Source organism: Pseudomonas sp. 05N434, assembly GCF_056396965.1.
The window spans coordinates 1-6,167 of sequence record NZ_JBFTMK010000522.1 but is presented as its reverse complement, the minus strand read 5'-3'; the positions used below and the strand labels follow the sequence as shown (position 1 = coordinate 6,167).

Below are 6,167 nucleotides of genomic sequence, written 5' to 3'. Positions count from 1 at the left end.
ACCCGGACCCGGTCGCTGCGGCGATAGATATCCGCGAAACCTTCGGGCGCATGGCAATGAATGATGAAGAAACCGTGGCGCTGATCGCTGGCGGCCACGCTTTCGGCAAAACCCACGGCGCCGGCCCTGCCGACAACGTCGGTCCCGAGCCCGAAGCCGCTGGCCTTGAACAACAGGGCCTGGGCTGGAAGAGCAAATTCGGCAGCGGCAAAGGCGGCGACACCATCACCAGCGGCCTGGAAGTGACCTGGACCACCACGCCCACCAAATGGAGCAACAACTACCTGGAAAACCTGTTCGGCTTCGAGTGGGAACTGACCAAGAGCCCGGCGGGCGCCAACCAGTGGACGGCGAAAGGCGGTGCCGGCGCGGGCATCATTCCGGATGCTCACGACCCGTCCAAGCGGCGTAATCCGACCATGCTGACCACGGATCTGTCACTGCGATTCGACCCGATCTATGAACCGATTTCGCGGCGCTTCCTCGCCAATCCGGACCAGTTGGCCGACGCCTTCGCCCGCGCCTGGTTCAAACTGATCCACCGCGACATGGGCCCCCTCTCCCGCTACCTCGGCCCGGAAATGCCCAACGAAGTACTCCTGTGGCAAGACCCGATACCACCGGTCGACCATGCCTTGGTCAACGACAGCGACATCGCCGCTCTCAAAGGCAAGCTCCTGGCCAGCGGCCTGACCGTCTCGCAACTGGTGTCGACCGCCTGGGCAGCGGCTTCCACCTTCCGCGGCTCCGACAAACGTGGCGGCGCCAACGGCGGACGCCTGCGTCTGGCCCCGCAGAAATCCTGGCAGGTCAACCAGCCTGAGCAACTGGCGAGTGTGCTGGCGAAACTCGAAAGCATCCAGAACGAGTTCAATAGCGCGCAAACCGGCGGCAAGAAAATCTCCCTGGCCGACCTGATCGTGCTGGCCGGTTGTGCCGGCGTCGAACAAGCGGCAAAAAATGCCGGCCATACCATCACGGTGCCTTTCACACCGGGACGCATGGACACCTCGCAAGAGCAAACGGACGTTGAATCCTTCGGCTACCTCGAACCCGCCGCCGATGGCTTCCGCAACTACCTCAAAACCCGCTACAGCGTACCGGCCGAGGCCCTGCTGATCGACAAGGCCCAACTGCTGACCCTCACCGCGCCGGAAATGACCGTACTCATTGGTGGCCTGCGCGTGCTGAACACCAACGTCGGCCAAACCCAACACGGCGTGTTCACGAAGCAACCGGGAGCGTTGACCAACGACTTCTTCAAAAACCTGCTCGACATGGGCGTGGAATGGAAACCGGTGTCGGAAGCCAACGAGGAATTTGAAGGACGTGATCGCAAAACCGGCGACCTCAAATGGACGGGAACACGTGTTGATCTGGTGTTTGGCTCGAATGCACAGCTGAGGGCGTTGGCTGAGGTTTATGCCAGCAACGACGCTAAGGAGAAGTTTGTGAAAGACTTCGTGGCAGCCTGGGTCAAGGTGATGAATCTGGATCGGTTTGATCTGAGGTGATGCTGGCGCTCAATCCAGCGTGAAAAAAGCCCACTGACCGTTACTGGTTCAGTGGGCTTTTCAAGTCTGGGTACACGACGGCTGTCACGCCATCAACGTCGCCCTGGCTCAAGCCAAAGTGGAACCGAATCACTAGCGATATAGGTATTTCCCGACTAGGGTTCTCAGTAGCGCATCACCGACGTGGCGAACCGAAGGAGCCAGATCAATTGATGAGGTCTTTTTGTGTCGCGGTCGCATTCGTAGCGCCCATCGTGTTGTCCACCACGGTCGCGGCTGAAGTACTTGCGCATAAGACAGCGCTCGCTTTTGTTGCTCAAACCCATGTGGGTGACAGCCTGCCAACACTGGCACTGTTGGCGGCAAAGAAAACCCAAACCTTTGCGATGCTCATTGAAAAGTTAGGAAGTGAAAAAGCACACAGTGCCGTATCGAGCGAAATTGACGCGCTACTTCCGCAGTACCAGCCGAAATGGAATCAAAATCTTGCTGCGGCTTATGAGAAGTCTTTTACTGAAGAAGAGCTGTTATCACTCGCGTCTGAAGGCCAGGCATCCAAATACGCTGGCAAAGTGCTGGAACGGCGAACTGACATCGGCAGAGACATGCAGTCCAGCTCTACCCCGATACTGATTGCCCTTGTATCCGAGGCACTTAAAGCGGCCTATTCCAAGCATRTTCGTTGAGGCGGTCTTGGCCCCCCCTGCCATCAGCTTGTCCGAAGAAAACCAACGCCTCCCAGTGTGGAGGCGTTGTGCTTTTTGCTGATCGCAGGACGAGACTAAACGGGAGAAATCGTAGCCAGCGCACCAATCAAAATGGTCAACACCAGAAATCCACCCAGGAAAATTGCCATCTTGCCCATGGGGCCTCCTACGCTATGAGTTTGCGGTGCAGCGGTTACCGCCACTGCTGACCGTGCCGTCATTGTGAGCCGCAGGCTGATCCCATTACAGATGCAGATAGCCAAGAAAAATACGGATCAGATCCGACGCATCAATCCACAATGAACAACTTCGCACCGCTGGTGGTAAACGAGCGGTGCCCCTCGGCATCGTTGCCCACCTGATAGCTCATTCCGGCAGTCAGTGTGAACTGGCGGCCATCTTCCAGTTCTGTGTGTAGCTCGCCTTCCAGGCACAACAGGATATGACCTCTCCAGCACCAGTGATCGGCCAGATATCCGGGGCTGTATTCAACCATCCGCACACGCGTTGAACCAAACTGGCAGGTCCGCCAATAGGCCATGCCCGTCTGGCCGGCATGTTCGACCGGTTCAATCTTCGACCAATCGGTAGTCCCAAAGGGGATGGCGGTAGGTCCATTATTGCCTCATCAACTTGAAGTGAATACGGACCCTATCAACCGGACCACGCTGCCGATAGACACAGATAGCCCACATTTACGGAATACAGGCTTGAGAGCAAAAACTAGTTGCCCCGCCCGCCACCAAACGACCACTCATCTGCCGCGGTCGTGGTAATCACCACCATCACGTCCTCAGAATCGATGCCCGGCGCTCGGCCCAGTTTCTCGACCAGGTTGCGATAAAAACGCTGTTTCGTCTCGATGTCTCGAGGGCGACCGGCAGTAATCGCGATCAGCACAAAGTCATCACTACGAGGACCGCCCAGGTAGTCGGGATCAAAGATCAGCTCGCCCGTTTCATGTTGGTGAATGACCTGGAATCGATCAGCCATCGGCACTTCGAAGCTTTCTACCAAGGCGTCGTGCAGCCCTTGTGAGAGGGCCTGTAAATACTCGGCAGACTTTCCCCGGTGCAGTGAAATACGTGCCCCGCCGACTGCTTGAACTGAACGACAGCATTTTCCAGACCCTGCACGAAAGCCAGACCGCCGCCACGGTACGCCTGGGGCTTCAGGAAGACTTTGGCGAACACTTTCTCAGCGACATTCTGCGACGCTACGTCAAGATGTACCCGATGGTGAGCCTCGAAGTCAGGATCGCGCGCAATGCCGAACTGCTTGCATTGATCGACAGCGGCGGCCTGGACCTGGCCCTGTCTTGGGACACAGGGCACAAGTCCCCCTACGCCACGCACCTGGGTGAAACGCAGATGCACTGGATCGGGCCTCGTGACTCGCCCCCCATCAACCGCTCTGTCGATTCCCCCCTGCCATTGATCATGTTCGACGCCCCTTGCGTGTTGCGCAGCGCGGCCACCCAGGCACTGGATGAGGCGCGGATTCCCTGGCGAATCGCGCTGACCAGCCCCAGCGTTGGTGGAATCTGGGCGGCCGTTGCGGCCGGTTTGGGCCTCACGTTGCGAACCCGCATTGGTCTGCCAGGGCATCTCGCCGTGATTGCCGGTCTACCCCCGCTGCCGACCCTCGGCTATGTGCTTTATCGAGGGGCAGAACACTTGGCGCCTGCCCCCCGACAATTGGCTGCTTTGATACAAACGAGTCTGCAAGAGCAGGCGTTCAGTATGACTAGAGGCTCCCCCGCTTGATGCTGCCTAAAGCAGGTCGCTCAAAGTGTCGTACTTGTAGTACTGGCTGTAATTCAGAACATCTCGAGGCGTCACCTTTTCCGGAAAAGGGCTGTACATCGGGTCATCGATCCGATGGAACTTGAGCGTATCGGGAGCCGCTGCGTCAGGTACGTAAGCGGCGGCGGGATGCTTCGCTTGCCATGCCGCCCAGAGCCGGTCGACATTGCAATGATGCAGAAAAAACACCGGGTCGTTTGGCGAAGACGACAACCCCATGTCACCGCCGACCCACACATGGACGTTGTTGTGAATGCGTTCTTTGCCAGTCCATCCCTCGATGTAGTTGCGCGCACCACCGGTGGATTGCGCCGCGTCGTAGGGCACTTTGTCATACAGGGTATTTTCCTGGATGACCTTGCGTACATTGGCTCGGCTGGGCAGCGCCCCACCTCCCCCCAGATAACGCACCAGGGGGCGGTTTACCCGGCCCAGTTCCATGGTGCGGCCATCACCCATCAGTCGTACCCGCCACTTCCCGTCCACGAACTGTCCAAGGTACTGATTCGACCAGATGACTGATGTCCTGGGGTCCTGAAGTTCCGCGTCAGTGTTCCAGTCCCAATATGGAATTCGAAAGTGTGGGTCATTTACCGCTTTGCGAAGCAACGATTCCAGCCGCACTAGAAAGTAGCGATGCCACGGTAAAAATGATGGGCCTCCATGCGCAGCATTCCTGGCCATCTGCCCCGCAGGCGTTGAAATCATCATGGCCCGGTGGTGCCAGGCCACCAAGGAGTCATAAATCGAGAGATTGGCCTGCCCAGGCCAGGGATTCAGCGCAGGGTCCTTGAGCAGCTTCACCCCTTCGACGTATTTCTGAAGCGCCGCGAGATCTTTGACAGCATTAGACCTGATCATGATGTGCTCCGTGATCATGGTGAACGGGATGGTCGGAGTGCTCTCCCCCGTCGCCATTGCCCTTGGCGAAAGACTCGGGATAGGCATCGATCACCGCTGTCATCAAATCGAGAGCCGATCCGTAAGAAACGAATGGAGTGGCGTGCGTATGGACCTGTCCAGCATCGTCCACAAACAGATGCGCCTGGACCGGGGCCCCATCCACCTCCACCTGGTAGGTGGTCACGATCCGGACAACGTGCCCTTTGTGATTAATCTCGCGAACCGTCCTGGCCTCATGGCCTGCATGCGGGTCCACGTACTCGGGAAACTGCTCCTTGATCCACGCAGGGTGCATTTTGTCAGGATCAGTGATGGATATCTCGGCGAGAGCAGCTATGTCGGGCGGGCTCAACAGCACGTTGGCTTCGGTAGCTGAGGGTTCAGGGCTGGAGACATTTTTCCTTGTCATGATTCCTCCTGGAGTGTGCCCCCGGACGATTGCCCGGACTGGCTGGAGAAAGTGTAGTTGGTGATGGGTAGACATGCTGTTGAAGCCAGAATAATGGGACCGGATGCATCTCTCCTGGGGGGCGGACATTCAGTTTGAACACGGCTGCCAGTCCTCTGATCCCTTGCCAGGAAAGAATGATCCGAAAGACCAGGGTGGAGCCTCGACTTCATGGCTCCCGGTTATATGCCTGAACTGGTTGAGCACAGGCAGCTAGTAACCGTAGATACCGTCCTGAACCTCACCTACTCCTGCGGATCAATCTGACCCAACAGTATATTGACGTCAAAAAACAGAAGTCGCGCGATTACAGCTGAGGGATTGGGCGTGAAATATAGGCCTATGATTTATATAGACTTTTAAAAAAGTCGGAATTGGTAGCGCAGAGTTATCTAGAGGCTTCTATTATTTCGTTATCGCCGAATTCGGCCCAATCATTATTATGCGTCAACGACAACGCAAGCCCTTGATCAATAATTACGGGAGGGTAACATGTCGACAAAAAAAATAACTGCCTTACTCGTGCTGGCTTTTAGCTTTTTCGGAGTGACGAGTTGTGCCAACATAAGAAATTATTCAGAAGTCTCAAGCGAAAGAAACAAGAGCATTGTTCCTGATATTGACTATTATGACCTTGCATACAATGTAGATGTTATTGTGCTTCCTGCAGAAATAAAAACCAAAGAAAATGCAGATACAGACAACAACTTTTCAGGTGAATTACAAATTTCAAACTGGGGAAACTCCATCAAGAATGCGACCCAGAAAGAAATTCATAACAGTGATCGCT

6 protein-coding genes and 2 pseudogenes are annotated in these 6,167 nt (G+C 56.2%); 4 read left to right on the top strand and 4 right to left on the bottom strand.

All coding sequences use genetic code 11. The features are described 5' to 3' along the window. Positions 1-1,514, top strand: a 1,514-nt coding sequence (gene katG / locus AC1DLB_RS24950) for a catalase/peroxidase HPI (RefSeq protein ID WP_477785831.1), incomplete at its 5' end; no start/stop codon positions are given. Positions 1,515-1,768: 254 nt separating this feature from the next. Next, positions 1,769-2,200, top strand: a complete 432-nt coding sequence (locus AC1DLB_RS24945; RefSeq protein WP_477785830.1) for a hypothetical protein — start codon at positions 1,769-1,771, stop codon at positions 2,198-2,200. 310 nt (positions 2,201-2,510) lie between these two features. Here the strand turns inward: AC1DLB_RS24945 and AC1DLB_RS24940 are convergent, their stop codons facing one another. Then, complete coding sequence (locus AC1DLB_RS24940; protein WP_477785833.1) at positions 2,511-2,825, bottom strand: DHCW motif cupin fold protein; 315 nt, start codon at positions 2,823-2,825, stop codon at positions 2,511-2,513. 119 nt (positions 2,826-2,944) lie between these two features. Beyond that, entirely contained in the window at positions 2,945-3,304 is a 360-nt protein-coding gene (locus tag AC1DLB_RS24935; protein WP_477785832.1) for a tautomerase family protein, read from the bottom strand. A gap of 8 nt (positions 3,305-3,312) precedes the next feature. Here AC1DLB_RS24935 and AC1DLB_RS24930 point away from each other — a divergent pair. Beyond that, positions 3,313-3,987, top strand: a pseudogene (locus tag AC1DLB_RS24930) (LysR substrate-binding domain-containing protein); the annotation flags it as partial. A gap of 6 nt (positions 3,988-3,993) precedes the next feature. Here AC1DLB_RS24930 and AC1DLB_RS24925 read toward each other — a convergent pair. After that, positions 3,994-4,887, bottom strand: coding sequence for a tyrosinase family protein (locus tag AC1DLB_RS24925; protein WP_018928164.1), 894 nt, complete (start codon positions 4,885-4,887; stop codon positions 3,994-3,996). Then, on the bottom strand, positions 4,874-5,338 hold the full coding sequence (locus tag AC1DLB_RS24920; protein ID WP_018928165.1) for a hypothetical protein: 465 nt from the start codon (positions 5,336-5,338) through the stop codon (positions 4,874-4,876). The genes AC1DLB_RS24925 and AC1DLB_RS24920 overlap by 14 nt, the downstream gene beginning before the upstream one ends. Positions 5,339-5,869: 531 nt before the next feature. On the opposite strand from AC1DLB_RS24920, the pseudogene AC1DLB_RS24915 reads away from it, so the two are divergent. Next, positions 5,870-6,167 (top strand): annotated as a pseudogene (locus AC1DLB_RS24915) (hypothetical protein); the annotation flags it as partial.